Here is a 24968-nt window from a genome sequence, read left to right as displayed (position 1 = left end):
GCGACCCATGGATGGGCTGGGCTACGCGGTGACGGGGGTGGCCAGGCGCTCGGCGACGAGTTCGGCGATCTGCACCGCGTTAAGCGCAGCGCCCTTGCGAAGGTTGTCGTTGCTCACGAAGAGGGCGATGCCGCGGCCCGCGGGCGCACCCTCGTCGGCGCGGATGCGGCCCACGAAGCTCGGGTCGCTTCCGGCCGCCTGCAGCGGCGTCGGCACGTCGGTCAGCTGAACTCCGGGCGCATCCGCCAGCAGCTCGGCGACGCGCTCTGCGCTGATCGGCTTGGCGAACTCGGCGTTGATCGACAGCGAGTGCCCGGTGAAGACGGGGACGCGCACGCACGTACCGCTGACCAGCAGCTCCGGGAGGCCGAGGATCTTGCGCGCCTCGTTGCGCAGCTTCTTCTCCTCGTCCGTCTCGTTCAGCCCGTCGTCGACGATCGAGCCGGCGAGCGGTATGACGTCGAACGCGATCGGGCGCACGTACTTGACCGGGTCGGGCATGGTCACAGCGGAGCCGTCGTGCACGAGGTCGAGCAGGTGCTCGTCGGCGACAGCCGCGCGTGCCTGCTCCGCCAGCTCCTCGGCACCGGCGAGGCCGGAACCGGAGACGGCCTGGTAGGTGCTGACCACCAGCCGGGTGAGGCCGGCCTCGTCGTGCAGGGGCTTGAGGACGGGCATGGCCGCCATGGTGGTGCAGTTCGGGTTCGCGATGATGCCCTTGCGCGCCTCCGCGATGGCGTCGGGGTTGACCTCCGAGACCACGAGCGGAACGTCCGGGTCCATCCGCCAGCCGCTGGAGTTGTCGATGACGATGGCTCCCGCCTCGGCGAAGCGGGGGGCGTGCGCTTTGGAGCCGGTGGCGCCGGCGGAGAAGAGGGCGATGTCGATTCCGGAGACGTCGGCCGTCGCCACATCTTCGACAGTGATCTCCTCGCCCTTGAACGTGAGGGTCGTTCCCGCGGAACGGGAGGACGCGAAGAAGCGGATGCTCTTCACCGGGAAGTCGCGCTCTTCGAGGAGGCGGCGCATGACCGCTCCCACCTGGCCGGTCGCGCCGACCACGGCGACGTCGAAGCCCGTGCTCTCGGTATCGGTGAACTCGCTCATGTCAGCCCCTTCGGGTCGGTTGGTGAAGTCAATGCCGTGCTGCGCGCGGCTATTCCCGCGATCGGACTAGCGGCCGGTCCCGGCGTAGACGATGGCCTTCTCGTCGCCGTCGAGCCCGAAGGCGGTGTGCACGACACGGGCGGCCTCGGCCACCGTGTCGGCCCGGGTGACGACCGAGATGCGGATCTCGCTCGTCGAGATCATCTCGATGTTGATTCCGGCGTCGTACAGCGCCTCGAAGAGCTTCGCCGAGACTCCGGAGTTGGTGCGCATCCCGGCGCCGACGAGGGCAAGCTTGCCGATCTGGTCGTCGTACTGCAGCGACTGGTAGCCGACCTCGTCGCGCTCCGCGGTGAGGGCGGTGAGAACGCGCTGCGCCTCGGCCTTCGGGAGCGTGAAGGAGATGTCGGTGAGGCTGGTCGCGGCGGCGGAGACGTTCTGGACGATCATGTCGACGTTGGCGTTGGCTTTCGCGACGATCTTGAAGATCTGCGCGGCCTTGCCCGGGACGTCGGGGACGCCGACGACGGTGATCTTGGCCTCGCTCAGGTCGGTGGCAACGCCGGAGATGATGGGCTCTTCCACGGTTCCATCCTTCTTGGCGGCTTCGGCCGCCGCCGCTTCGTTGAGCACGTAGGTGCCCTCTTTGTTGGAGAACGAGGAGCGCACGTGCAGCGTGACGTTGTGGCGTCGGGCGTACTCCACGGCGCGGATGTGCAGGACCTTCGCCCCAGCGGCTGCCAGCTCCAGCATCTCTTCGCTCGTGATGCGGTCGATCTTGCGGGCGAGCGGAACCTGGCGCGGGTCCGACGTGAACACGCCGTCGACGTCGGTGTAGATCTCGCAGACCTCGGCGTGCAGGGCCGCGGCGAGGGCGACCGCGGTCGTGTCGGAGCCTCCACGGCCCAGCGTGGTGATGTCTCGGGATTCGCGGCTGAAGCCCTGGAAACCGGCCACGATGGCGATGGCGCCCTCGCCGAGAGCGTCTTGGATGCGGCCGGGGGTGACGTCGACGATGCGGGCGGAGCCGTGCTGCGCGTCGGTGATCATGCCGGCCTGGCTGCCCGTGAACGAGCGGGCGTCGTAGCCCATGCTCTTGATCGCCATGGCGAGCAGGGCCATCGAGATGCGCTCGCCCGCCGTGAGCAGCATGTCGAGCTCGCGGGGCTCGGGGATGGGGGTGACCTCGTGCGCCAGATCGACGAGCTCGTCCGTCGTGTCGCCCATGGCGGAGACCGCCACGACGACCTCGTTGCCGGCCTTGCGCGTCTCGACGATGCGCTTCGCGACGCGCTTGATGCTCTCAGCTGTCGCGACGGACGATCCGCCGAACTTCTGGACGATGAGGGCCACGGACTCTCCTGAACTCACGGGTTTCCCATCCTACCGGCCGGGATATCACCGTTCCTTCATGTGACGGATGCGGTCAGGAGACCTGGCGCCGGCCCTCGAATGCGCGCCCGAGGGTGACCTCGTCGGCGTACTCGAGGTCGCCGCCGACGGGCAGTCCGGAGGCGAGCCGCGTGACGCGGATGTCGAGGGTGGTGAGCAGCCGGCTGAGGTAGGTCGCGGTCGCCTCGCCCTCGAGGTTGGGATCGGTCGCGATGATGACCTCCTGCACCGTGTTGTCGGCGAGGCGCTGCATCAGCTGGCGGATGCGGAGGTCGTCGGGGCCGACGCCGTCGATCGGGCTGATCGCGCCGCCGAGCACGTGGTACAGGCCGCGGAACTCCCGGGTGCGCTCGATGGCGACGACGTCCTTCGCCTCCTCGACGACGCAGATGAGCGACGGCGTTCGGCGCGGGTCACGGCAGATGGAACACGTCTCCTGCTCGGACACGTTGCCGCAGATCTCGCAGAAGCGGACCTTGTCGCGCACCTCGAGCAGCACCTCGGCGAGGCGGGTGACGTCGAACGTCTCGGTCTGCAGGATGTGGAACGCGATGCGCTGCGCGGACTTCGGGCCGATGCCCGGAAGCCGCCCCAGCTCGTCGATCAGCTCCTGGACGATGCCTTCGTACACCGGCTACCTCATCCCCGGGGTCGGAGGCGCTGGCTGCTCCTCGATGAAGGTCGCACCGAGGATCTCGCGGACCACCGCCTCGCCGTAGCGTTGCGGCTGCTGGAAGGTCGGCGTGCGGGAGCCGGTTGCCGGGGCGGAGGACGGGCGCGCGGAGCGCGCGGCGGGGGCGGGCTCCGGGCGCGCGGCGGCGGGCGAAGCAGCGGGGGCGGCGGCCCAGTCCCCGGTCGGCTCGTCGGGAACGGGCGGCTCGAACGGCGGCTCGCTCTCGGGCGGAGGGACGTCGTCGAACGGCGGCTCGTCGTCCGGAAGATCGGCGGGGGCCGGGACCGCGACAGGAGGAGCGGACGGTGCCGCTGCCTGGGCGGGGCGCTCGAGCGTCGCGACGGAGGCGGTGACCGCGACGGCCGTGGCGGGTTCTTGCGCAAGCGGGGACGACGGGATAGTGACCGTCGCCCATTCGGTGACGGAGGCCGCGGGCGTGTCCGTGGTGGTCGCAGGGCCGGAGGCGCTCGCCCGAGGAGCTGCGGTAGGCGCGGGAGCGGCGGTAGGCGCGGGAGCTGCGGTAGGCGCGGGAGCGGCGGGCGCAGCCGAAGCAGCTCCGCCCGGCTCCGCGCCGGGCCACGTCTCGGCTGTCGGCGCCGACGGCGCACCGGCTGACGGACGCGGCGAGCCACCCCCACCGGGCGCGGAGTCGGCGCGCGCGATGAACTTCACGCGGATGCCGAGCACCTCCACGATGGCCTGACGCAGGTACTCGCTGACACCCGGTGCGCCACCCGCCTCGGGCTGCCGGAAGCTCTGCACGTCGTTATCGCTCGGGAAGGAGAGCGTCAAGACGTCGTCGTTCAGCGACCGTACCTGGGCCGTGAAGACGACCATCCAGGCGCTGCGCTTGGCGCGCTGGACCGCCTCGAGGATCTGCGGCCACGAGTCTTTGACCTGCTGCGTGGAGACCGGCGCGGCACCGGGCTTCGCCGCAGGCTCGGCAGCGGCCGGCGCGGCGGCGGCAGGGGCCGGCTCGGAGGGACGCGCGGCCGGTTCGGCCGCGGGCGCCGCCACCGGCTGTGCCGCGGGTGCTGCCGCAGGAGCAGCAGAAGCAGCGGGAGCAGCCGCCGCGGGAGCAGCAGCCGCCGGTCGTACCGGCGCGGCCGATCGCTCGGGACGCGCACTCGGCTCCACACGCTCGCGGGACTCCGCCGCGACGGCGTCGCTGACGCCGACCCGGCGCTCGAGCCGCTCAACGCGGGCGAGAGCCCCGCGCTCGCTGTCGTCGCTCGACGGGACGAGCACGCGGGCGATCATCAGCTCGAGGTGCAGTCGCGGGGAGGTCGCACCCGTCATCTCGGTGAGGGCGGCGTTGACGATGTCGGCGGCGCGGCTGAGCTCGGCCGCGCCGAACTTCATGGCCTGCATGCCCATCCGGTCGAGCTCGTCCTGCGGCACTCCGCGGAGGACCGCGGCGGCGCCCTCCACGCTCGTCGCGGCGACGACGATGAGGTCGCGGAGCCGCTCGAGCAGGTCTTCGACGAAGCGCCGCGGATCTTGGCCCGTCTGGATGACCCGGTCGACCGCGGCGAACGCGCCCGCCGCATCCCGTGCAGCGATGGCGTCGATGACGTCGTCGAGCAGCGCAGCGTGCGTGTAGCCGAGCAGCGCGACCGCGCGCTCGTACTCGATCGCACTGCCCTCGGAGCCGGCCATCAGCTGGTCGAGCAGCGAGAGCGTGTCGCGGGGCGAGCCGCCGCCCGCGCGCACGACGAGCGGGAGCACTCCCGGCGCGACCGTCATGCCCTCGCTGTCGCACAGGCTCTGCACGTACTCGAGCATCTGGGCCGGGGGCACCAGCCGGAACGGGTAGTGGTGGGTGCGGGAGCGGATGGTCCCGATCACCTTCTCGGGCTCGGTCGTCGCGAAGATGAACTTCACGTGCTCCGGCGGCTCTTCGACGATCTTGAGCAGCGCGTTGAAGCCCTGCGGCGTCACCATGTGCGCCTCGTCGAGGATGAAGATCTTGTACCGGTCGCGGGCGGGCGCGAAGATGGCCCGCTCCCGGATGTCGCGGGCATCGTCGACGCCGTTGTGGCTGGCCGCGTCGATCTCGACGACGTCGAGCGAGCCTCCGCCGTCGCGGCTGAGCTCGATGCAGCTCGCGCATTTTCCGCACGGAGTGTCGGTGGGGCCCTCTGCGCAGTTCAGGCAGCGGGCCAGGATGCGGGCGGACGTCGTCTTTCCGCAGCCGCGGGGGCCCGAGAAGAGGTAGGCGTGGTTGACCCGGTTGGTGCGCAGCGCGGTCATCAGCGGCTCCGTCACCTGGGACTGGCCGATCATCTCGGCGAAGGTGTCTGGCCGATAGCGGCGATACAGGGCGGTTACCACTCACACATGGTACTTGGCGCCGCCGACATTCGGGTGGGGATCCGGCCTCAGGGCCCGCGGACGTCCAGCGCCCGCGCGATGGCCGACCAGAGCGACACTCTGGCGGCCTCCGTGGCCTGCGCGGCGGGCGGCGGAGGAAGGTAGAGCGGCGTGTACGGCGGCACGTAGAACAGGTGCGTCGCGTCGGGGGCGTGGACGTACGCGTCGCCTCCGTGCGCCGGACGCACCGCCGCCGCCACGTCCATCCACGTGCAGGCGTTGTCGAGCTGCTCGTCCTGGCCGGCGCAGCCCAGCACGACCGGTCCGCGGATGCGCGTCAGGTCGAGCACGGATGCCCGCGTCACGTCCCGCGTCCCGCTCACGCACGGCACCCAGGCGCCGCCGACGGTCACGGCGGGACCGGGCACCGGCGACGGGCAGACCAAGCCCGTCGTCCCGGCCGGGGCGATCGCTCCGTAGACCAGCTCCGGATGCGCGACGGCCGTCCACAGCGCCAGCTGAGCGCCACGGGACGTGCCGAAGACGTAGACCCGCCGCGGGTCGACACCGGGCTGCTCGCGCAGCCAGTTCAGCGCCGCCACGACGCGCTCCGCAGGGAGCGTCCGCACCATGTTCAGCTCGCCCGCCGACCCGTAGGTCGAGAACGCGAGAGCCGGATAGCCCATGGCCGCGAGGGTGGATGCCGCGAGCACCCCGGTCGGCGCGCCCGGGTCCGTCCCGTCGAGCACCAGGACGGCGGGCTCGGGCGCCGGTGACGCGGTCGCCGGCTGGAAGTAGTCGCCGGTGATGCCGTCGTCGAAGACGGCGCGCGACGGGGCGACCGACGTCAGCCCGACCCGGTGGATGCGGCGCGCGGCGACCCGTCGACCGTCGACGACCGCCTCCAGGTCCACCGACATGCTGGCCCCGCCCCACTGCTGGGCGGACGTGGCCGAGGCGCCGGAGGCCGTGCCCAGCGACCAGAACAGCCCCATCCCGTCGGCGCCGGTGAACGGCGCCTGGATCGGCGCTTCGGTGTCCAGGTCCACGACCCCGGACGACGGCACGATGTACACCGCCTGCGACTTCCACAGCGCCCCGTCGAGGGTGGACGCGCTCAGCGTCACGCGCGCCCCGGGCGGCAGCGCGACGACACGGACGTGGATCGGCTCCCAGACCCCGCTCGGCTCCTCGCTCACCTCGAAACGGGGACCCACCGCGCTCGGGGCCGGACCGCATCCCACCAGCGCGACGAGCGCCAGCCCGAGCACCGCGAGGAGGGCCGCCACGCGCCTCATGGCCGGATCGCCCCCGCCAGCTTGCCGACGACGAGCGCCCAGAAGGCCGCCCTCCCGTCCTCGGTGGCCTGCGCGGTCCCCGGCGACTGCTCGCTCAGCCCGATGGGCAGCAGCGGCGGCGTGGTGATGTCGTGTCCGGCTCCATCGATGTACAGGAAGGCATCCCCGTCGACGCTTCCGCGTGCCGCCTGGCCGGCGCGCGTCCAGTCGCAGGCGGTCGGGAGGAGCCGGTCGGCCGTTCCGCACGCCAGCACCAGCGGACCTGGGATGCGCTGCAGCGGGAGGATGTCGGTGTCGGCGATCGTACGCTCCGGGTTGGCGCACGGCAGGGCGCGCCCGTACTGGATGAGCAGCGGGCTGCCCGAGGCGGAGGTGCACTGCAGCGCTGTGGCCCCACTCGCCGCGAACGCCCCGTGGATGCGGCTCGGATCGTTCGCCGCGAACCACAGGGCGAGGGACGACGCGCGGCCCGTCCCGTACACGAAGATGCGATCCTCGTCGACGATCGGCAGGGTCGCGAACCAGCTCAGGACGGCGTCGAACGTCTCCACCGACAGCGCGGCGGAGCCGGGGATCCGCCCGGCGGGGACGAAGGCGGGGAGGACCACCGCGGGGAACCCGGCCGACGCGATCATCCGCGCCACGAAAGCACCGGACGCGCCCCCGTCGTCGCCGTCGATCACGATGACGCCCGGGCGCAGGTCGACCGGTGTCGGCACGGATTCGACCAGGCCGGCGACACGAGCGGCCGGCGCGATCTGCGACGCCTCAGGGTCGCCGGTCGCGATCAGGTCGCTGCCGAGCACATCCCGGTCGCTGGTGCCCGCGGCGAGCGGCGCCCGGTGCAGTGGAGCGGAGGCGACAACGCGGCCGTCCTGCTCGGCGGTGAACCGCACGTCGAGCGACCCGAACACCCATTGCCCTTCGAGCTGCTGCTGGCTCATCGGCGGGCCGGCGAGGCTCCACAGCAGGCCGGAGCCGTCGGGGCGCGGGTACGGGGCGACGACCGGCTCCTCCGACCACAGGCGCACGTGGCCGTCGGGAGGGACGGCGTAGACGGCCTGCGCGTCGTACCAGCCGGCCGAGGTGTGCGCACGTGCGGCGACCACCACCGGGTGACCCGGCTCGAGGCCGGTGAGCTGAATGCCGACCGGCTGCGTCATCCCGTCGCCGAACCGGCTGAAGACGAACCGCGGGCCGCCCACCGTGGCGGCACTGCACGACGACGCGGCGAGCGCCACGGCGGCCGCGACCGCTGCCGTTCGGAGGAGGCGCGCCAGGCGACGCCCGGTCATTGGAGGTCCGCCTTCAGCAGCGCGCGGCCGACCGCGTTCCAGAAGGCGACGCGCGCCTTCTCGGTGGGCTGGCCTCCCGACGCGGGCAGGGAGAGCGGCAGCCCGGGCGGAACGGAGACGGGATGCGCCGCGCCGACCGCGTAGACCACGGAGTCGCCGGCTCGAGGGCTGCGGGTCGAGGCGAGTGCGCGCTGCCAGTCGCAGGCGCCGGGCAGGACCTCGTCCCGCTCTCCGCAGGCGAGGACGACGGGTCCCTCCACACCGTCGATCGGCGGGATGGCGGACGGCACGACGGTCCGGGAGTCCGACAGGCACGGCACACCGGCCGCATCCTCGAAGGCCGGGCTCACGCCGGTGCCCGGCAGGCACAGCAGCGCAGGTGTGCCGCCCGCGAGGAAGAGTCCGTACACGCGGGAGGGGAACCGGGTCGCGGCCCAGACCGCCAGCTGCTCGGCCGCGCCGGTGCCGTAGACGAAGAGCCGATCCTGCTCGATGTCCGGCCGCTGCGCGAGCCAGTCGAACACGGCCTGCACCGTCGTCGCCGAGATGATGCCGGTCGCCCTGATGCCGTCCGTCGCCGTCGTCACCGGCACGCGGACCACCGACGCGCCGAACTGCGCCATCAAGGGCGCGACATAGTCCGCGGATGCGCCGGGGGTGGTGTCGTCGAACATGAGGACGATCGGTGTGCGCGGGTGCTCCAGGGTCGCCGCGCTGAAGAAGGTGCCCAGCGGGACGTCCTCGTGCGTCTCGCGGGGCAGACGGGGGTCGATCGCCGGCCGCAGGTCGCGCGTGTACAGCGTGCGGACGGACTGGGAGGCCGCGAGCCCGTCCAGTTCGAAGCGACGGGAGGCGACCACGCGGTCGCCGTCCGACGCCGTGATGGTGACGTGGCTGGTCTCGAGCATCCACTGCCGGACGGCCGCGGTCCCGGAGATTCGCGGGCCGCGCAGCGACCAGAACAGCCCGGCGGAGTCCGGCTCGGTGAAGGGGGCGAGCTGTGGACGGGCGTGCGCCAGGTCGAGCGTCCCCGCCGCCGGGACCGTGTACGTCGCCGCGGAGGTCCAGGAGCCGCGTGCAGTGACGAGGTGCGCCGTCAGCCGCAGCCGCGCCCCGGGCTCGGCGCCGACCAGCTGCAGCGGGACCGGCCACAGCACCGCGCTGTACCGGACGAGCGGCGGCGTCACGAACCGTGCGCCGCCTCCGTCGGTCGCGGTGCACCCGACCAGCGCCGGGAGGGCGAGGACGGCCGCGCAGACCGCCGCCACAGCGACGGCGAGGCGCGAACGGAGACGCCGTCGAGGCATCCCTCGCCTGCCGCCGTCGCCGCTCCGTCGCCGCATGGCCGTCTCCTGTCAGCCGCCGGTGGACTCCCGGACGGCCTGCAGCGACTGCCGGGAGATCTCCAGCTCCTCATTGGTCGGGACGACCAGCACCGTCACGGCGGAGTCGTCCGTGGAGATGACGCGCGCCTCGTGCGACGGGGCGGCGTTGCGGTCGGGATCGAGCCGGATGCCGAGCACCTCGAGGCCGGTGAGCACGTCGGCGCGCAGTGCGGCGTCGTTCTCGCCGACGCCCGCGGTGAAGGTCAGCACGTCCAGGCCGCCGAGGAGGGCGGTGTACGCGCCGATGTAGTGCTTCAGCCGGTGCACGGTCACATCCAGCGCGAGCCGCGCCTGCTCGTCGCCGTCGCGGGCGGCATGACGGACATCCCGCATGTCGCCCCGGCCGGAGAGCCCGAGGAGCCCGCTGCGCCGGTTGAGCAGCTCGTCCAGCTCGTCGGTCGACAGATGCGCCCGGCGGGACAGATGGATGAGCACGGCCGGGTCGAGGTCGCCGGAGCGCGTCCCCATGACCAGACCTTCGAGGGGCGTCATGCCCATCGAGGTGTCGACTGAACGTCCGCCGTCGACGGCGCACGCCGACGCCCCGTTACCGAGATGCAGCACGATCTGCTTCAGCTCGCCGAGCGGGCGGCCGAGGAAGGCGGCCGCCGCCTCCGACACGTACTTGTGGGAGGTGCCGTGGAAGCCGTAGCGCCGCACCCGGTGGCGCTCGGCGAGCGCCGCGTCGATCGCGTACGTGTACGCCTCCGGTGCGAGCGTCTGGTGGAAGGCGGTATCGAAGACGGCGACGTGCGGCACGTCCGGGAAGGCCTTCTTCGCGGCCCGGATGCCCTCCAGGTTCGCCGGGTTGTGCAGCGGCGCGAGGTCGGAGAGGTCCTCGATGTTGATCTCGACGAGCGGCGTCACGATGGTCGGCTCGAAGAAGCGCTTGCCGCCGTGGACGACGCGGTGGCCGACCGCCGCCAGCGGGTTCTCCTCCAGGCTCGGCCCCTCCGCCGCGAAGGCGTCGAGCATCGCACGGAAGCCCGCTGTGTGGTCGGGGATCTCGAGCGTGCGCTCGGTGGTGCCGTCCGGCCCTCGGTGCGTGGTGTGCCCGCTCTTCTCGCCGATCCGCTCCACCAGTCCCGACGCCAGCGACTCCTCGGTCTCGCTGTCGATCAGCTGGTACTTGAAGGAGGACGAGCCGCTGTTGACGACGAGGACGGCGCTCATGAGAGGGCCGCCTGGATCGCGGTGATGGCCACGGTGTCGACGATGTCGTCGACCGTCGCGCCCCGGGAGAGGTCGTTGATCGGCTTCCGCAGCCCCTGCAGGACAGGACCGATCGCGACGGCGCCGGCGCTCCGCTGCACCGCCTTGTACGTGTTGTTCCCGGTGTTGAGGTCGGGGAAGATGAACACGGTCGCCCGGCCGGCCACATCCGAGCCGGGCATCTTGGCCGCGCCGACCGCCGCATCCGCCGCGGCGTCGTACTGGATGGGACCCGCCACCGCGAGTTCCGGCGCGCGTCCCCGGACCAGCTCGGTCGCGGTGCGCACCTTCTCCACGTCCGCCCCAGCGCCGGAGTCGCCGGTCGAGTACGACAGCATGGCCACCCGCGGCTCGATGCCGAACTGCTGCGCCGTCTTCGCCGACGAGACCGCGATGTCGGCGAGCTGCTCGGCGGTCGGGTCCGGGATGACCGCGCAGTCCCCGTAGACCAGGACGCGGTCGGCCAGCGCCATGAGGAAGACGCTGGAGACGACGGACACGCCCGGCGTGGTCTTGATGATCTCGAACGCCGGACGGATCGTGTGGGCCGTCGTGTGCGCGGCGCCCGACACCATCCCGTCGGCCAGGCCCAGGTGCACCATCATCGTGCCGAAGTAGGAGGCGTCGGTGACGGTGTCCGCGGCCTGGTCGACCGTGATGCCCTTGTGCGACCGCAGCCGCGCATACTCCTCCGCGAACCGCAGGCGCAGCACGTCGTCGAACGGGCTGAGCACCTCGGCGCCGGACAGGTCGAGCCCGAGCTCGATCGCCCGCGACCGCACCTCGAACGGCTCGCCGAGGATCGTCAGCTGCGCGACGCCGCGCGCCAGGAGGGTGTGGGCCGCGCGCAGGATGCGGTCGTCCTCCCCCTCCGGCAGCACGATGTGCTTCTTCGCGGCCCGCGCCCGTTCGATCAGGTCGTACTCGAACATGAGCGGGGTGATCACGTCGTGGCGGGAGACGTTCAGCCGCGAGAGCAGGGCGCCCGCATCCACGTGCCGCTCGAACAGTGCGAGCGCCGTGTCGTACTTGCGCTGCGAGTCGGCCGCCAGCCGGCCGCGGGCGTGCGTGATCCGGACGACCGTCTCGTAGGTGTCCATCCGCGTGCGCACGATCGGGAGCGGCGAGCGGAGGCCGACGAGCAGCCGCTCGATCGGCTCCGGCAGGTCGAACCCGCCATTGAGCACGATGCCGGCGATGGACGGGAATGTGCCCGACGCGTTCGCCATCAGCACGGCCAGCAGCACCTCGGTGCGGTCGCCGGGAACGACGACTACAGCGCCGTCGACGAGCCGGGGCAGGACATTGTTCATGGACATGCCGGCGACGACGACGCCCAGCGCCTCGCGCGCGAGCAGCGCCTCCTCGCCCGCGATCAGCTCGCCCTCGGTCTGCTCCATGATCGAGCGGATGCTCGGCGCGACCAGGAACGGGTCCTCCGGGATGGCCCACACCGGCGGACGGTCGCTGCTGCCGGCCGCCACCGCGGCCGCGCCGACGGCGGTCCCCACCGCGGCGACGATCTCGTCCAGGCGGGACGCGTCGGCGCGGTTCGCCACGACCGCCAGCAGGCCCGCGTGCTCGGCCCGCAGCTCGGCGATCGCCAGCTCCGCGAGCTGCCGCAGCTCCTCCGGCGAGCGCGGGTCGGCCTGACCCAGCCGCTCACCGAAGCCCTGCCCGATCCGTCCGCCGAGCACGAGCAGGACCGGGGCGCCCAGGTTCGCGGCGATCCGGGCGTTGTACGCGAGCTCGGTGGGGCTCCCCACGTCGGTGTAGTCCGAACCGAGGATGACGACGGTGTCGCACTGCGCCTCCACGGCCCGGAAGCGCCGCACGATCTCGGCGAGCGCAGCATCCGCGTCCGCGTGGACGTCGTCGTAGCCGACGCCGATGGCCTCCTCGTACGAGAGCTCGGCCGTCGTCCGTTGCAGCAGCAGCTCGAGCACGTAGTCGCGCTCCTCGGTCGAGCGGGCGATCGGACGGAACACGCCCACCCGGCCCACCGAGTGCCGGAGGGCCTCCAGGACCCCAAGGGCGACGGTCGACTTGCCGGTGTGGCCCTCCGCGGAGGTGATGTAGATGGAGCGCGCCACGTCAGCCGACCCGCTCGATCGCCGGAACGGACCATCGGCCGTCGAGGACCTCATCCCCGGGCGCGTACAGCCGCAGGATGGGCCGGAACGCCCCCTCGGGCGCCGGCAGCCAGTTGGCGGCCGCCTTCTCGTCGGTCGGTCGTGCAGCGCTCATGGTGATGGTCAGTCCTCCATCGTCGTCGTAGACCAGCCCGCGTGTCCGATCGCCCACCGAGTAGCGGCCCAGCGGGTTGCGGACGAGGTAGAAGTGCGGAAGGTCGTACATCGTCAGCGACCAGAACGCGCCGACGGGCGGGGTCTGGTGCAGGTGCAGGCGGTACTCGTGCTCTCCGGTGAGCGGCTCGCCTGCCGCGTCCTCGTAGGTCATCAGGTAGGCGGCCTCGTACGCGTGGTTGCCCCACAGACCGGCGAGGGCGGCCGCGGCCCGCTGCGCGTAGCGCGTCCGCGGATCCGGGAGCTTCCACTCGGGAGAGTCGAGCGCGCCGACCTCGAAGAAGTCCAGGTTGTAGTCGAAGACGTGGAGGTCGACCTGCCAGTGGTCGCGCAACGAGCCGGCGGTGTGCAGCGACGCCTCCAGAGCCTCCTTGCCGAGCGCGTAACCCTCGATCAGCGCGTCGCGGACGCCCTCCGGCTGCTCGGCGATCGTGTACGGGCTCACAACGCCCAGCGGCGCATACGAGTCGAGGGCGGGCCGGTCGCGCTCCGCCGGGGGGAACGCCTGCGACCAGACGCGCAGCTTCTCGAAGAAGTCGAGCGCTTCGCCCTCGGTGGGGACGACCTGAGGGACACCCTCCGGCGGCACGAGCGTCTCGTGCAGCGGCGTCAGGGTGAGCGCATCCTGCAGGGTGTGGACCGCGGGGAGGTCCTCCTCGCCGTCCACCGCCCAGCGGCCGACGATGGTGGCGACCCGGGTGGGGAAGCGGATCGCAGGGATGCTCGCCCGTGCGACGTCCGCCTCGGTGTCCGCTTCTGCGTCCGGAGGCAGCAGCAGGAATTCGCCCGGGCCTCCCCCTGTCGCCCGCGTGCCGACGTATGCGAAGTTGTTCGTCCAGGCGTCCACGAACTGCAGGACGTAGTAGCGCTCCCCCGCCTCCGGCACGCTGAGCCGGATCGGCCCGACGCCGAGGTCCACCTGGGCGATCGAGTACAGGGTGTCGTTGTTGACCGAGACGAAGTCGTCGTCCGGGCCGGCCAGCTCGCGGGCGTGGCCGAACGAGTTGTACGGGGTCGCCGGGATGCTGCCGACGCCGTCCGTGGTCAAGCGCACGACCTGCTCCAGGTCGAAGACCAGCGGGAAGCCCACGACGAAGGCTTCAGTCGCCAGTTCGGTCAGCTGCTCGGTCACCTGCGGCACCCCGTCCATCCACTGCTCTGCGCTGCTCTACAGAAGAGACACGAGTCATTCTACAAGGCGTAGAAGACCCGGCACTGCTCGGCTCAATATACGCGGAGCCGATGGCCGGAGGCTGGACGAAAAAAGACCCCCCACGCACCCGCCAGAGCCGGGTTACCCTTGCTGCGTTTCCGCCCTGGGGGAGTTGGCCTGGATGGCGCCACGTGGGGAGCCGGGAACCATTGTAGCGGGTGCCGCTGGACGCCGTGTGCGCGTCCGCCCTCCGCGGATCGAGTATGATTCTGTGAGCCGCCGGCCGCGACAGCGAACGGCGACGTCAGGAGAATTCGCCTAGTGGCCTATGGCGCACGCTTGGAAAGCGTGTTGGGTGCAAGCCCTCGGGGGTTCGAATCCCCCATTCTCCGCCAATTTATCCTTTCGGCTTCTGCCCTGCGATCCCAGTGGTAGCGCAGAAGTTCGGCACTCCAGGGTTCATTTAGTCGTCGCTGCGCCCTCGCTGTGCCCACACTTTGCCCACATTTTTCTGACGGCCTCCGGCATCTAGGCGCATCGCAACCGCATCCAGGTCATCATCGAAGAGGTCTGCATAGGTATCCAGCGTCATCGCCGCAGACTTGTGTCCGAGCATCCGTTGGACGGCTTTCACGTTCGCTCCTGAGCTGACGGCGAGGCTCGCGGCGGTATGGCGGAGGTCGTGCGGTGTGAGCCGCTCGAGGCCTGCTCCCGCGAGAGCGGTCAGGAACCAGGAGCGCTTATTGTTGCTGGCGCTGGGGCGCCTCAGGAAGCCGCCGAAGCGGTCCGAAAACAGCAGGTCGTCGGGCTCCTTCCCTTCGCACAGGCGCGCTAGGGGTTCGGCGAGAAATGGTGGGAATGGGACGGAACGCTTCTCCCAAGTCTTAGGGAGACCCTCCACGACGTTTCCGTTCACTTCGGTCGCGGTGCGATTGATTTGCAGTCGTCGGCGCAGCATCACGACGTCCCGCACACGCAGCCCAGTTGCCTCGCCCCATCGAAGTCCGCAGTACGCCAAGACGATCAGAAGTGTCGCCTGCATGTCCGTATCGGCCGCCTCGGCGAAGCGGATAACTTCCTCATGGCTCAGGTAGCGGCGGGTCTTGCTCGAGTGTTTGCGGGGCGTCCCGTCGGCGCCGCGGGCGACGTTCTTCGCGACGCGACCGTCTTTCAGAGCGACGTCGAGAATGCCGGCAAGCACGCCGAGCGCCCGCAGCACCACGGTGGCGGATCGCGGGCGCGACTCGTCCGCGGTCCAACGGACGCGTTGCGTCGAGACGGCCGAGCCTTCGCCGAGCTCGCGGATCCACTGCTCAACGGCACTGGGCCGGATCGAGCCGACGGCGGTAGTGGACCAACGTGGTTCCACGTAGACGCGCCAGGAGGTGTCGACGGAGTGAAAGCTGGAGGGCTTCATCGCTTGGCGTTTGTTGGCGAGCCAGTCGACGGCGAGTTCGCCGACCGTGATCCGCGAGGCGCGCGGATCGACGTACGAGCCAGCGGCTTTGGAAACTTCGATGTTGGCTAGGAACAGCTCAGCATCGCGCTTTGTCGTGAAGCCACGTTTGTCGGTCTGTCGATGATCCGGCGTCCGGTAGCGCACACGCCATCGACGGCCGCCGCCCGTTTCGTAGGGAGTGACGGTTCCCACCTCGACCTCCTTGCTCGGCTCCTGAGCCGGCTATCTGCGCGATGAACTTTTACTTACACGTTGTGCTCTACGAGTCGATTTGACGCGCACCAGTGATTCACGCGACCCGCATCTCTGCATCCACCCCGACAAAGGAGGATCGCGCGTTGAGAGGCCGTGTCAAGGGCGCTGCGCGTCGCTTCGCGATGCAGCGGAGCTGCACCCTTGACTCGGCGTCTCAACGCGCCAGGCTGCTCCGTGCGGGGCGGAAGGAAAGTCATCACGACCACCCCTGGGTCTTGGAAGTACGCCTGCTGAGCGCTTGTCGGCTCAGCCCGGTGGCCGCTGCGATGGCGTTCCAACTGGTTCCTAGTTGCCTCAACTGGGAGATTAGTTCGTCCCGATCGGTCAGGAGCGCATCTTCTTCTCGTCGCAGACGGTCTAGGTCTTGGCCAAGGTGATGCAGTCGTCGAAGCGCATCTGTCCGCGTGCGCGATTGGGATTCCGACGCTCGTAGCTGCTCTGCTTCGAGGTTGTGGACGACTTGAAGCTGGCGCCCTTCAGCACGTCGAGCAGCCGCCACCTCGTGCTCCTGCCGCTGCCGCGCATAGGACGCCACGCGTCGTTCAACCCTGCCGAAGCTCCCCCGTTTGGCCATGCAACTGGGTTTACACGCGACCCCCGACATTCCGGCGATTTTTCGGTCCACTCAAAAGTGTGATGTCTCAGGACATCGGAAGCGGAAGTGTCTCAGGACATCGGTAGCGGTTGATGTCTCAGGACATCGGTGACGGTTCTTCTGGGGTGGGGTTGGGTCGTCGGCCGCGGGGTCGGCCGTTGCTGACGTATTTGACGCCGGGTGAGGGCCAGGGTTGTTCGATGATGAGGGTGCCGCCCAGGTCGAAGAACATGATGGTGGGGCCGGTGTCCATGATCGCGATTCGTTTCTTGCTGTAGTCGCGGCCGATGCCGAATCGTATGCCGTGGAACTCGACGCTGCCGCCGCGGTCGACGAGCTTGACGCGGATGCCGTCGTCACGGCGTCCGAGTCGGGAGTCGTGTGCAGGTGGCCTTGGTGATTCGGCTTTCGGGGTGGCCTGCCAGGCCTGCTGCGGGGTGATGCGTCCGGGGAGGGCTTGGTGGGGTCGTTGGGTGTTGTAGATGATGTCGAACGCGTCGACCTGCTCCTGCAGCTGCTGAAGGGTGGCGGCGATGGGTTGCTTGTCGAGGTAGCGGAACAGGGTTTGGTGGAAGCGCTCGTTCTTGCCTTGGGTGGTGGGTTTGAATGGTTTGCCGGTGATCGCCTCGACGCCGAAGGAGGCGAGGTAGGTGGTCAGCTGCCCGGCGAACCCGCGCCGGGATGGGTTGAGCGCCATACCGTTATCCGACAGCAGCCGCTGGGGAACACCGTGGATCCGGATTGCTTTGGTGACCACGGCGATCGCGCCTTCCGAGCTCTCGGTCAAGGAGACGTGGGAGGCGACGGCGAGGCGGGAGTGGTCGTCGATGAGTTGGAAGATGACGCACTTGCGCCCTGCGGTGAGGACGTATTCGGTGGCGTCGATCTGCCAGCAGGCGTTCGGCGCCGGATAGACGAACCGGCGGTAGGAGGCGCGTGGTCGTTTCCGCGGTTCGAGGCGGGCGACGCCGGCGTCGCGGAAGATACGGGCCAGTGAGGACACCGCGGGAACCGGGGTGATCCGAAGCGCCCGCATCCTGTCGTGGACGCTGATTGGGCCGTGGTCCAGGCCGGACTGTTCCAGCGCGGCCCGGACTTGGATGGCCTGTTGTTTGATCTCGTCGGTGATCTTGCCTGGGCTGGCTCGAGGGCGACGGGATCGGGGTTCGAGCGCCGCGGCGGGGCCGTCCTCCGCCGCGCGTTTGCGGATCTCGTAGAAGGTCTTTCGGGAGATGCCGTGCTCGGTGCAGAAGGTGGTCACCGACCCGCGCGGGGCATCCGGTGGCCACTGGGCGATCGCGAGACGGACACGGGGATCAACGGGTTCGACACGGCTCATTCCTCAAAGATCGGGGAGAAGTGTCACCACCAAAGACCGCCGAAGTGTTACCGATGTCCTGAGGCAGATTCGTCACCTATGTCCTGAGACATAACACGGTCCACTCAAAAGAGTGCCTACGTGCATTGCCTTCGATCGTCATTCATCGGCTGCGTGTCCGATTCGTTCTTCCTCCGTACGTTGCGATCTCTTGATTCCGTCGCCCTCTCCCTTGATTTGTCCTCTCCGTTCGCGGCTTCTTTTTTGTCTGTGCCCTCTTTGGCCCGAGTCTTCTGGCCTGCGTTAGCGCAGCAATCTGGGCCGGCCAGGCGCACCCGCCGCCCTCCTCGCCGTGCGCTTTCCCAGGAAGGCCGTCGGCTGCGAGCCCGGAGCTCCATCCAGGCTCGTTTCTGACACGGTCGACCGACGCGCGGCGCAGTTTGCCATCGTCGGCTCCTGATCCGCAGCGTCTCAGCCCACCGCTGTCAATTGGTCGCCGTTCAAGCGCACGAGATAGCCGCCTGCGAAGAACCATGAGCCCGGATTCGTAGCGGTCGAGCTCCACAGCTTCGTCCCCGTCTGTCGGTCGAATGCCGTGAGGTCGCCACTCGGTTCGTTCGTGAACACGTAGGTGTTGTCAGGGCCGAAGAAAAGCGCCGACCCGCTCGGCAGATCCGGCAGCGGCCGAGGTGCTCCCGTCGACGCTGTGAAGGTACAGGTGCCGGTGCCGTCGTGGACGACCGTCAGGGTGTCGTGCTCGGGATCGAGGAAGACGGTGACGAGAGGGGAGGACCCGGCGACACGGTCCGTCAACCCGCATCGTGCCGTGGAGGCGGACCAGCGTTCCGTTCCGGAGGCGGATTCCAGAATGGTCATCCCGGAGGTAGATACGACGGCGATGAGGTCGGACGCGCCCGGATAGTTCACGTCGGTACCAGGGACACTGGTCGATGTGCTGACGGCCCGGACATCGGAGCCCGGTGGGAGCCGCCGAGTCCAGGTTGCCTGGCCCGACCGATCGAGACCGGTCAGTTCGGTGGGCTGTCCCGCGGTGTACTGGGAGATCACCGCTGGATGGGAGTCGGTCTGGATGAGCGCAATGGCGCTCGGTCCAGGGTCTAGCCGTCCGGTCTGTAGGTCGATGCGCGCGGACTCGTAGGGGCCCCCGTCGGGACCGGGCGCGTTCAACAGAATGCTGACAGGGAGGAAGTCGGTGTCGCCCACCATCGGGTAGACCGAAGCCGACTTGCCAGGGATGTCCGTTGACCACCGAGGACTGTGCGCGTCGCGGGGGTCGACCCGGACGATCGAGTTGGGAGTACTCATGACGATGTCGCCCGAATCACCCGGGACGGCCTGCGCGTTGAGCAGGATGTCGGCCTTCTCGCCGGCGAAGTCCGCCAGAGTCCGACCGGTGGCAAGGTCGATGACGTCATGCGGTCCGCCTCCCAACGCCTCGTCGACGACGAGGATCCGTCCCGACGTGCCGAGAACCATGACGCCGACGTCGTACAGTGGCGCAGCGTGCCAGGTCCATTCGCGCGTCCACATGGGCGTGCCCTGTCGCGTGTCGACGAGAGACACGGAGACGTGCTGCAGGTCATCGTTGCAATCCGGGCTGCCGTCGCCGACGACATGTGCCCCCAGCTGAACAAGAGCGAGGCCGTCGGCGATGTCGTAGACGTGGCGCTGCTCACAGGACCGTCCGGTACCGGGGAGGTCCAGCGACCACGGCGTCGATCCCAATTCGTTGACGTCATGCCGCTGGATCGGTGTGGTCTGAACGGCGATGGGGCGACTAGACGGTGTCGACGTGGGCGTCGGGGCCGGCGTGGAGGTGATGCTCGGTGTCGGAGCCGGCGCGGGCGCGGGCTCCGACGGTCCGAAGTGCAGGGCGCCGCTGAGTGCCAGGGCGGCGGTTCCCCCCGCGAGGAGGACGGCCGCTGCGACGAGACCGCCGACGAGAGCGAAACGGGTGCGCGTCGGTCGCGCCGGCGCTTTGGCGACGGTCTCGTGGAGGATGTCGCGGAGGATGGCGCTGCGCGCCGGATCGAAGACGGGGCCGGTGGCGGTCATTCTGCACCTCCTTCGAAGGCGGGCTGGATAGGTTCGGAGGCGAGCGTGAGATCGCCGAGGCGGCGTTTGGCGCGGGAGAGCCGGGACTTGATCGTCCCGACGGGGACGCCGAGGGTGCGTGCCGCTTCGGCGAGCGGAAGCTCCTCCAGCACGCAGAGCGTGATCACGTTCTGATCGGCGGTCGACAGGCTGGCGAACGCGTCCCGAACGCGTCGGTCCCGTTCCTTGTTGTCTAGGTTGTCGGCGACGCCGTCGGCGTGGTCAGGCTCGAGACCGGGTTCGGACATGCGGGCGAGCGCCCCGCGGTGACGGCGGCGACCGCGTTCGAGGTTGTGCACGGTGTTGTTCGTGGTGACCAGGAGCCAGGCGATGATCGAGCCGTCGACAACGCGGACGGCGTCGCGGCGACGCCAGGCCTCCAGGAAGACCACGGCAGTGACGTCCTCTGCGTCGTGCGGCTGACGGACTAGTCGCAGCGCGTGACCGAAGACGCGGTCGCGATGCTTGTCGAACAGGGACGTGAACGCGTCAGGATCCCCGTCTCGCGCCAGGGACCAGGCGTCCGCCTCGTCCGATCCAACGTTGCTCATATCCCCTAGTGTCCGATCGGCCGGAAAGGTTCCATCATGTACCAGTCCGTCCTGCCCAGCCCGTCTCCAAGCTCAGTTTGGTTGGCGGGACTCTGCAAAGTGAGGGGCTCCACCGGCCGAAGAGTCTGGAGATCTTTAGCGCTGCTGGCGCGCACCCCTCTGGTTGCGAGATGGCAGCGGCGACCAGCGGCAAGTGATCACGTGAATGGTGACGCCAACGGTGCGTGTTGCAGACGGCCGATGAAGTCCGTGCCCACACTTTGCCCACACTTTTCTGAAATCGCACGCGATCGCTGTCATCACAAAGCCCACGAAATGCCCGGAATTCCGGCGATCTTGGCGGCTTCTCGGGCCATTAGAAGGCTTGCGTGGGGGTTCGAATCCCCCATTCTCCGCCAATTGTGATGAGTCGCGACATAGGTGACATTGAGTCGCGACATAGGTGACATTGAGTCGCGACATTAGGTTACTGAGAAGAGCTCGGCCATCGGCCGGGCTCTTCTTGTTGGTTTCGCCAGTAGTAGCGGTCAGGGTCGATGGTGTGGGTGGAGAGGATTTAGCCGCCGCGCAGGGCGATGACGGTGATTCGCCCTGCATCTGGCCGGACGCCGTCAGGCGCGCGCTGGCGAGCGCGTCTGGAAAAACAGAGGATCCCATACTCGTATTCGCCCCGGACGATGCAGGGACCGCCGCAACTCTAGCGAAAAAGAGAGGGAGCCGCGATGCGGCTCCCTCTCTTGGTGTTACAAAGAGATGCGTCAGAAGTCTTCTCCGGACATATCGTCCCTTTCGCTGAGTTCGGTTCCAACTATCTAACCAGATAAACCGCGGTCTGGTTAGCACCATTCTTGCTACCGATCGCGGCTACTTCCCGTTCTCAGTGGCGTCCTTCTTGCTGGCGGCATCGGGGGAAATGACGCGCAAGAAATTAAAGGGCCGTGACGATGGAGACGGTTTGGCGTCAACCGCCTTGAGCAGCTCCTCGCGGATGTCTTCAAATAGAGGCCACGTGCCAATGGCGTACGGCGAGAATTCGCCCGCGGCGATCATTCGCTTGCTGTACTTCTCGGCATCATGCAGCCGCCCAAGGAGTGCGGCTTTGGCGAGCTTAAAGCCGTCGTCCTTTGCCTCGACATCCCACGCTTCGACTTGCGCACGGACCTCATCTCCGTGGCCAAGTCGCTTGGCGGCAATCCAACCGTTGACTCTGATCTGCCCCTGCGAAAACTCGCGCCTAATCCGATCAAGCCTGAACTTGCTAACGAAGCGCTCCACGACTTTCTCGCGCTCCTGGTTCAACAGAAGAAAGGTGAGTTCCCCGACCTCAGTTTCGACCCACGTGCGTTCATCTGCCGACTTGACCGTTTGAAAGAGAGCGGCAACTGTAATGGAATGCGCGGCGATCGCCAGGGCGTCTGCTGCATTTTCAACGTACGTTAGGTCCACAGGGAGATGGTCCCCGAGCTTCGCACTGTGCTTGTGATTGGCGAGCTGGTTCATGTACTGCCGCGAAACAAGGCCGCCATGATGCACGATGATATGACGCCGCTGGAACACCTCAAGCGTTACAAAGTCGTCTGAACCTTCAATCTTGTCGGCATTCAGCATCGAGCAGAATGCGCTGAACCACGATGCGGCGGACTTACGCATGTGTTCTTCGAGAAATGTGTCCACCATTGACTGGCGTATCTCGTGAACCGAACCAAATCGTTGCAACTGCTCGAACGACAGCTCCTTCTTTCGGTCAGCTACGTGTGACGAATCGAATTCGAGCCAAGCAGTCGTGACCCTCAAAACGAACAGTTCAAAATCGGCAACCAAAGTGACCAGCTGCGAGGAAAGGAGGCCCAAATCCTTTCGACGATTGGTAACGCTTCGGAAAGCGGCCCCGGCGCGTCCATTCGCCTTCTGGGCTCGTTCGTTAGGCATGCTCTGAAGGGCACGCCTAAGGGCCTGGTTCTTTTGATCGGACGACAGCTTAGAGTCTGATCGCAATTCGGCCCGGGCCGCCTCTACCCCCGCAAGCAAGTCGTCTCCGCTCGAACCCATCGCCGCGAGCGCTCGCTCCGTTGCCGCATCGATCTCTCCCTCATATCGCGACCACTGCTTCGCGAGCCGGAGGACTTCCCGCTGGCTCGTCCATAAGTCCAACAAGAACTCCAGGAGATCCTCTCGAAGAGTCCCAGATGGCGTCAGCGGCTCTGCGGGACCGCCATGGCTGGTTGAATCGATGTCAATATCGGCCTCTTCGGGCACCGAGGTCCTTTCGTTGGTACGTGCCAAGAAGAATACCGAACACGTCCGACATTGCCGTTTGGATAACGTCCGGATCACCGGACGGCGCACGTCAACTAGGCCACGTCACTGGTCGCGGCATCCGGCGCCTCGCCACGATTCCGCGCATATTGACTTGGATATAGGACTTGGCGCCTGCCAAACACCGGCTGCCTGTTGTGAGGATCGCGCTCGACTGTTGTGAGGATCGTGCTCGATACGAGCACGTCCAGGACCATATTGGTCTCATAACGTCCCGCGAAGACCCGAGGTGTTTCCGTTTTCGGGTCGCAGGCATCACCCGGGAGTTCTTGAAGCCGCGGGAAACGTGTGCGGAAGCGGTCGTCGCCTTACCCTAGAAGAAGAGGTAGCCGATTAGCCCTCTGAACCACATCGCGACGACTGGAAGCACACGACCATCGTTGTCCAATACGCCGGTGGCGATGCGAACACGTGGCAGGTGATCGCGAAGCGCTAGCCGATAGTCCTCGACCGAGCTGAGTGGTTGATCTTCAACGAGGGGCCGAGCGGCCCTGAGACCTCTCATACTGTCTCACCACTCCGGGACGTCGACGCCCAGCCACCGGCCCAGGTCCGTGATCTCGGCGTGGATCATCTCGAGCTCGTCCTCGTCGAAAGGAACGAACTCGTGCACGGCCGTGACCCGGAGTTCCTCGCGCTCGCGGTCGACCTCGGCGTCCAGCATCCCCACGAATCGGTCGCCCAGCAGGATCGGGTGGGCGAAGTAGCCGAACCTCCGCTGCGGCTTCGGCTTGAACTGCTCGAGCACGTAGTCGAAATCGAACAGCTCGCGCAGCCGCGGGCGGTCGAAGAGCATGCCGTCGTACGGGCTGAGGAAGGCCACACGGCCGCCCGGGTCGTTCTCGAGGGCCGCGAGCGCCTCCGGGTCGACACGCCACTTCTGGCGCATCCCCTCGACGACCGCAGGCTCGCCGGCCTCCCCCACCGGGGTCCAGGGCGATTTCTGCTTGGCGATGCCGGCCGCCTGCAGCCTCCGCTCGTTCAGCAGGCGTTCGGCCTCCTCCTCGGCGTATTCGGGGAGGCCCTGTGGATACACGCGCTCGGCCAGGTCCCACCGCCGGTGGCGCCCCTCGCGGCCAACGATGGCGACCTCCCCCTGCCGTTGCAGGAAGTCGAGCATGTGCACCACCTGGTTGGGCCCGTACCAACCGTCCGGTGGACGAGCCACCTGCGCCGTGTCCGGGATCTCGCTCGCGAGGAGCGGACCCTCCGCGTGCAGCCGTGCCAGGATCTCGATCCGGAAGGCATCGTTGGCCTCCAGCCACTGCCTGCTGCTCTCGCGGCGCGGCCAGCGGCGCATTGCCGGCAGCATCAACGGCAGCAGGCTCACCGGGCGGAAGGCACCGTCGAACTCGAACAGCAGCCGGTCCGATTCGACGGCCTTCGCGAGCTGGCCCCTGTCGTACGTCGGGCCGATCCGCGACCACAGGATGGTGTGCTCCGCCGGGGCGATGGTCGCCGTCGGGTCGATCTTGATGGCGCCGAGCTGCTCTGCGATCCCGACCACGTCGTCCGGACGATCGGCGTCCAGCAGCTGCGCCTGCACGGCGAGGCGGCGCGCCTGGTCACGGGTGAGCTGGTGCATGGCGGTCCGTCAGCCGTAGACGAGGTATCTCGCGGGCTTGCCGGGCTCCTCCAGCTCGAATTCCAGGCCCAGATCGGTGCGCTGGATCAGCTCCACCTGATGCGTGAAGAGCTCGCTCGTGACGAAGACGACGTTCTGGAGGCCCCACTCTCCGCCGCTGAACCAGGTGCGGAGCTCCGAGAGCAGACGCTCGTCCATGCGGGTCTCCATGCGCGTGCGGCGAACCCAGAAATAGACGACGGCCTCGACGTCCGCCCACGCATCCGCGGTCACGGCGGTCACGGTGGACTTCGCAAGGAACGTGGCTTCTGTGGGGAAGACATAGACGCAGCCCAGGCACTGGCCGCCGCCGGGCTCCGTCACGGTGTAGGTGTAGGCGCGATGCTCCCGATGCCGCTGTTCGAGGCCGGCCAGGTCCTCGCGGTTCGCCTCCACCGTGAAGTCGTCCTCGGGCCACGCGGTCTGCTCCCACGAACGCAGCTCCTCGCGCGTCTCCATCAGCGCGGCATGGTCGGCCTCCGCATCGGCCGCCGTGATCGGACGGAGCGCAAACTCGCCGGTGGCGAAGCCCCGAGGGACAGGCCGCAGCGGGTCCGTGATCGGCACCATCGACCTCCTTCGGCGAACACGCTCGACGATA

At 68.6% G+C, this 24968-nt stretch carries 16 protein-coding genes, 1 tRNA gene, 1 other RNA gene and 1 pseudogene; 1 reads left to right on the top strand and 18 read right to left on the bottom strand.

Going from position 1 to position 24968, the window contains the following annotated elements; translation table 11 throughout:
- Window positions 1-21: 21 nt before the first annotated feature.
- From SB754_RS02315 to ffs, 11 genes are all read right to left on the bottom strand, one after another.
- Window positions 22-1107, bottom strand: coding sequence for an aspartate-semialdehyde dehydrogenase (locus SB754_RS02315; RefSeq protein ID WP_410780738.1), 1086 nt, complete (start codon window positions 1105-1107; stop codon window positions 22-24).
- A 66-nt stretch (window positions 1108-1173) separates the two neighbouring features.
- Entirely contained in the window at window positions 1174-2460 is a 1287-nt protein-coding gene (locus SB754_RS02310) for an aspartate kinase (protein WP_410783245.1), read from the bottom strand.
- Window positions 2461-2533: 73 nt separating this feature from the next.
- Window positions 2534-3130 carry a recombination mediator RecR gene (gene recR / locus SB754_RS02305; protein ID WP_410780737.1) on the bottom strand — a complete coding sequence of 199 codons (597 nt, stop codon included), beginning with the start codon at window positions 3128-3130 and terminating at the stop codon, window positions 2534-2536.
- 3 nt (window positions 3131-3133) lie between these two features.
- On the bottom strand, window positions 3134-5506 hold the full coding sequence (locus SB754_RS02300) for a DNA polymerase III subunit gamma and tau (protein WP_410780736.1): 2373 nt from the start codon (window positions 5504-5506) through the stop codon (window positions 3134-3136).
- Between the two features lie 47 nt (window positions 5507-5553).
- Complete coding sequence (locus SB754_RS02295) at window positions 5554-6783, bottom strand: acyl-CoA thioesterase/BAAT N-terminal domain-containing protein (protein ID WP_410780735.1); 1230 nt, start codon at window positions 6781-6783, stop codon at window positions 5554-5556.
- Entirely contained in the window at window positions 6780-8078 is a 1299-nt protein-coding gene (locus SB754_RS02290) for an acyl-CoA thioesterase/BAAT N-terminal domain-containing protein (RefSeq protein WP_410780734.1), read from the bottom strand. Before SB754_RS02290 ends, SB754_RS02295 begins: the two co-directional genes overlap by 4 nt.
- Window positions 8075-9421 carry an acyl-CoA thioesterase/BAAT N-terminal domain-containing protein gene (locus SB754_RS02285; protein ID WP_410780733.1) on the bottom strand — a complete coding sequence of 449 codons (1347 nt, stop codon included), beginning with the start codon at window positions 9419-9421 and terminating at the stop codon, window positions 8075-8077. The genes SB754_RS02290 and SB754_RS02285 overlap by 4 nt, the downstream gene beginning before the upstream one ends.
- Before the next feature lie 12 nt (window positions 9422-9433).
- Window positions 9434-10636, bottom strand: coding sequence for an acetate/propionate family kinase (locus SB754_RS02280; protein WP_410780732.1), 1203 nt, complete (start codon window positions 10634-10636; stop codon window positions 9434-9436).
- The gene (gene pta / locus SB754_RS02275) at window positions 10633-12768 is read right to left on the bottom strand and encodes a phosphate acetyltransferase (RefSeq protein ID WP_410780731.1); all 2136 of its coding nucleotides are present in this window, start codon (window positions 12766-12768) and stop codon (window positions 10633-10635) included. The genes SB754_RS02280 and pta overlap by 4 nt, the downstream gene beginning before the upstream one ends.
- 1 nt (window position 12769) lies before the next feature.
- Complete coding sequence (locus SB754_RS02270) at window positions 12770-14122, bottom strand: DUF1254 domain-containing protein (protein WP_410780730.1); 1353 nt, start codon at window positions 14120-14122, stop codon at window positions 12770-12772.
- Between the two features lie 119 nt (window positions 14123-14241).
- An RNA gene (ffs, locus tag SB754_RS02265) (signal recognition particle sRNA small type) lies at window positions 14242-14338 on the bottom strand.
- A 103-nt stretch (window positions 14339-14441) separates the two neighbouring features.
- Between ffs and SB754_RS02260 the strand changes: the two genes are divergently transcribed.
- Window positions 14442-14529 (top strand) — tRNA-Ser (locus SB754_RS02260).
- A 68-nt stretch (window positions 14530-14597) separates the two neighbouring features.
- Here SB754_RS02260 and SB754_RS02255 read toward each other — a convergent pair.
- The 7 genes and pseudogenes from SB754_RS02255 to SB754_RS02225 all read right to left on the bottom strand — a co-directional run bounded on the left by SB754_RS02255 (window position 14598) and on the right by SB754_RS02225 (window position 24937).
- Window positions 14598-15785 (bottom strand): tyrosine-type recombinase/integrase, encoded by a 1188-nt coding sequence (locus SB754_RS02255; RefSeq protein WP_410780729.1) that lies wholly within the window; start codon window positions 15783-15785, stop codon window positions 14598-14600.
- A 729-nt stretch (window positions 15786-16514) separates the two neighbouring features.
- Window positions 16515-17704: pseudogene (locus SB754_RS02250) on the bottom strand (integrase core domain-containing protein).
- A 528-nt stretch (window positions 17705-18232) separates the two neighbouring features.
- Entirely contained in the window at window positions 18233-19837 is a 1605-nt protein-coding gene (locus SB754_RS02245; RefSeq protein WP_410780728.1) for a PQQ-binding-like beta-propeller repeat protein, read from the bottom strand.
- Window positions 19834-20427, bottom strand: a complete 594-nt coding sequence (locus SB754_RS02240; protein WP_410780727.1) for an RNA polymerase sigma factor — start codon at window positions 20425-20427, stop codon at window positions 19834-19836. The genes SB754_RS02245 and SB754_RS02240 overlap by 4 nt, the downstream gene beginning before the upstream one ends.
- An 864-nt stretch (window positions 20428-21291) precedes the next feature.
- Window positions 21292-22683, bottom strand: a complete 1392-nt coding sequence (locus SB754_RS02235; protein WP_410780726.1) for a hypothetical protein — start codon at window positions 22681-22683, stop codon at window positions 21292-21294.
- 571 nt (window positions 22684-23254) lie between these two features.
- Window positions 23255-24328 (bottom strand): DNA glycosylase AlkZ-like family protein, encoded by a 1074-nt coding sequence (locus tag SB754_RS02230; protein ID WP_410780725.1) that lies wholly within the window; start codon window positions 24326-24328, stop codon window positions 23255-23257.
- Window positions 24329-24337: 9 nt separating this feature from the next.
- A complete protein-coding gene (locus SB754_RS02225) occupies window positions 24338-24937 on the bottom strand; it encodes an N-acetyltransferase (RefSeq protein WP_410780724.1) in 600 nt (199 codons plus the stop codon).
- Between the last annotated feature and the right edge of the window lie 31 nt (window positions 24938-24968).

It is taken from the genome of Leifsonia sp. SIMBA_070 (assembly GCF_046534635.1).
Classification (GTDB): Bacteria; Actinomycetota; Actinomycetes; order Actinomycetales; family Microbacteriaceae; genus Leifsonia.
The sequence above is the reverse complement of the archived record's forward strand: the minus strand, read 5'-3'. Positions and strand labels throughout refer to the sequence as shown.